General features: G+C 28.9%; 3 protein-coding genes. 1 reads left to right on the top strand and 2 read right to left on the bottom strand.

Going from position 1 to position 3,763, the window contains the following annotated elements; all coding sequences use genetic code 11:
- Together D1867_RS00075 and D1867_RS00070 are read right to left on the bottom strand one after the other, a co-directional pair.
- Nucleotides 1-472 (bottom strand): zinc ribbon domain-containing protein (locus D1867_RS00075; protein ID WP_205737126.1); only part of this gene is annotated, 472 nt, incomplete at its 3' end.
- Nucleotides 473-478: 6 nt separating this feature from the next.
- Nucleotides 479-1,741 (bottom strand): glycosyltransferase, encoded by a 1,263-nt coding sequence (locus D1867_RS00070; RefSeq protein ID WP_155862280.1) that lies wholly within the window; start codon nt 1,739-1,741, stop codon nt 479-481.
- A 139-nt stretch (nt 1,742-1,880) separates the two neighbouring features.
- Here D1867_RS00070 and D1867_RS00065 point away from each other — a divergent pair.
- The coding region (locus tag D1867_RS00065) for a COG1361 family protein (protein ID WP_155862279.1) at nt 1,881-3,763 on the top strand (1,883 nt) is incomplete at its 3' end.

The raw sequence follows: 3,763 nt of genomic DNA, 5'->3' as shown, positions 1-3,763 counted from the left end.
TATCTAAATTTTCAGTTACCTTATAAACTTTAAAGTTTTCAGTTTTCAGCGATGTTGCAGGCCTTAAGAGTGTTGCCAGTTTCAATATATTGACTAATTTTTCTGCCTCAATATTTATAGCTACAAGTAAAATATTTACCACTTTCTTTTTGCCGTCAGTACTAAATATAGGCATATGCTTCAAGAGGTCGTCTGTTCTAGATATTACACTAATCAGCTCTATATGGTCTTCAAACTCAAGATAATGATCTATTTTAATTCCATATATCTCATAATCTCTAACAGATTGCAAGATATTATGATATTTATTAATATTTAGAACTACATCTAGTAAGTATCTCATGATAATTTTAGTTTTATACTCAGGATGTAATAGACTTCCGCATTTTTTACAGAACAAACTCTTCGGATTGTTAATAGTGTTACAAACTTCACATTTTATTCCTTTTTTAGTTTTTAAATATAAACCCATTACATTTCACCTCGTTAACCATGATGTTACGTTCCTATAAGTTAACATTGCGTACAAACTCATTGGGTATATTACAAATAATCCTATAATGCCTAATATCACGTAATCGAATGCGGTTATTGATAACTTCTTTATTTCATTATAATCTATACCCAATGCTTTCAGACTGAAATTAAGAGTCATTGTTAGCCCTAATATGAAGACAAATATAGAATATAATATAATTGGAATATTAAGTGATACTATAGAATTTATATAAGCTCCAATAATATTAACTACTTCTACGTTAGCCAAAAGCGTTTGAACCCAGGCCACTGTAAATGATACCGGAGCAAGGAGATAAGTAAGCATTTGGAACCTATATCTTCTAGTTGATTTGAAGAAAAGTCCAGTTTTGATATCTTTAATTAGATAAAGATAACCGCTCCTTGCCCATCTTAATTGCTGTAAGATAAATTTTGTTAGGGTTGGCTGAGCGGCAGATAATCCTAGGGCTGTAGATTGATATACAGTTTTATATCCCTGAATATTTGCTAAGAAAGTTAACGCCCTATCGTCCGCTACAATTATTTTCCTTTTACCCCATTTCTCTATTAAAAATTCCTTAATATTCTTAATAAGAAAGTCTCTCCTATATGCTGCAATTTTACCATCTATAACCACCAACTCACCATCAAGCATCTTACAAACTATATCTCTAGATAGCTCAATTATCTGACCTAATATATAAGGGATTTTTCCTCCAGTTCTGAAAAGTAATGGATGTCCTTGAACTCCTGCAACTTTTGGATCAGAAAAAGGTTTTACTATCTCGTTTATTGCTCCAGGCTGCATTATCGTATCGCTATCTAATTGGACTATTATGTCACCTTTGGCAATCATCCACGCTAAGGCTAATGAAGCTCTCTTACCTAATCTAATTCCAGGGTAAAAATCTATAATATTCACCCCTTTTGTCTTATATTTTTTTGCTATTTTTTCAATTTCCTTCCTTTCATCTTCATAAACTATTATTATCTCATCCGGCTTATTTTCTACTGCACTTTTTATAACTTTTTCAAATATATCTAAGTCTTCGTTATATTCTGGTATTACTACACTAACTTTTACATTCTCTCTCTTCAAACCTTCAGTGTGTGGTTTGTAAGTCCTTGCAAGATATCCTCTTATAAATGTAGCTGCTACTAAAAATATTATAAAATGTATTGGCCAGTAGAGAAAAGTCCTAGTTACTATCATGTAAAACATTTCTAGGAATTCGAATATCATACAGTAATTCCATGTAAGTCGTATAATAAAAATTTTATCTTAAAAAGTAGATAATCAAATATCTATATAAATCTTTATTAGAAGAAATTTAACGTATCCTTAAATATACGGCGTATTCTTGCCATAATATAGAGTCTATATGAATAGGATATTAATTATAATTATCATAATTATGATTTTAGTCTCTAATATTGGGATAATATATGCGTATAATAATTCTCAACAAAAAGTTAATTACATAATTTCTGCAAATTGGCTTAAACCACCGGAAAATAATACTGCTGAAATTCAACTCGGCATAATATATTATGATCAACTTAAGGTTTATGGAATTAAGGTTTCCTTAAATTTACCAACATGCCTTACAAACGAGTCTGGGGGAAGAAAAATATGCGAAACTTATCCTTTAACGTATCAACAAGGATACATTACTATTAGTTTTAATGTAACTATGGATAAGGTTATTAATGGTACAAAAACTCTATATTTTAATGGTAATTTTACCTGGTTTACGATAATAGATAACTCAACTTATAAATGTATAACTCCATTTAATTTTACCTTACCATATTATGGACAAATCAATTTGAATTTAGTCCCATTAAACTCCACATTACATGTTGGAGAAAATAATCTATACCTTGAAATAGTAAAGCCTAAATGTCTGCCAATTCATGATCTTATACTATATATTAATAATTGCAATGAAATTGACTTGAATAACTTCTCTACAATCATAAATGCGTCAATTTTTGTACCATTAAATTATGAAGGTTCATATTATCCATTAAAGTTATACGTTCAATACTCTACGCCCTATGGAATTGAAAATTATAAGACAGAATTATATTTATTTGTACTACCTACATTCAAGGTTCCTATTATTTATAAGGTTGTATCTTCACCGTACCCCAACTATCTTTTGCCAAATAAGGATTTAGTTATATTATATGTTAACAACACATTTGGTACCGATTTCTACAACATTACGTTACTTATACTAAGTAACTCGGCAAGCGTAAATCAAACTATACTGAAAATCCCTCTATGGAAATCAAATTGTGTAATAAAAATTCCAGAAATATTATATAATATTACTGGAAATGTTATTATAAAAATATTTGCACTAAATATTACAGAGATAGGAGAAATAACATTGCCAATTATGAACTCAACATACCTATCTATATATCAAACAAGTCAAAAAATAATAATATATAATCCGCTAAACATATCTATAAATAATCTAAGCGTAAATGGATTAATACAATATAAGAAGCTTTACCCAGGTGAATACGTAGAACTTAACATTTCACAATTAAGAAGCAGTAATGTTCATATATCTTTTGAAATATGCGGGATTGAATTCTATCAAGATTTCATAATTCATATTACTCCTCAAATTAATGTAAAATATATTATACAAGATTGCGAAATATATTTGAAAGTTACTAACACTAATAATTTCACTCTAAGTAATGTTTACTTATCTATACTAAACGCTATGCCATCATACATTTATATAGGATCTCTCTATCCAAACGAAACATATTCTGCCATAATAACTCCTAATAATTACAAAATATTTATAACAATATATTATACTGCTCAAAATGAGACTTTCAGGGAATGTACTAACGTAAGCATAATTGGTTATTCTAAGATTAACTTAGTAGATTATAGTATAATTCAGAATTCTAACTCATTCTATATAATATTATACATCAAAAACCTAGGTAACGTATCTGCGTATAATGTTTACGTTTTTCTATATTCAAAATGTATCACCGGTATCTCTCCATCAAGCATATCTATAGCTCAACTAAGGCCCGGTCAATGTTATGCGGAAATATTCGAAGTACAATCTTCTCATCAATCAATAAATATTACAGTGAAAATTATTTATAGTAATATCTTAAATAAAATATCTACGTACAATCATACTATATTTATAACTCTATCCGATAATAATAGCCAAGACATTTTTATTAAGTATCTAACATACAGCATATATGGAATTCC

Source organism: Acidianus infernus (assembly GCF_009729545.1).
GTDB lineage: Archaea > Thermoproteota > Thermoprotei_A > Sulfolobales > Sulfolobaceae > Acidianus > Acidianus infernus.
This window is presented reverse-complemented; position numbering and strand designations above follow the sequence as displayed.

Bases quoted from the DNA above. Each gene is read 5' to 3' on its own strand.
- D1867_RS00070 (WP_155862280.1), bottom strand. From the start codon at position 1,741: ATGATATTCGAATTCCTAGAAATGTTTTACATGATAGTAACTAGGACT.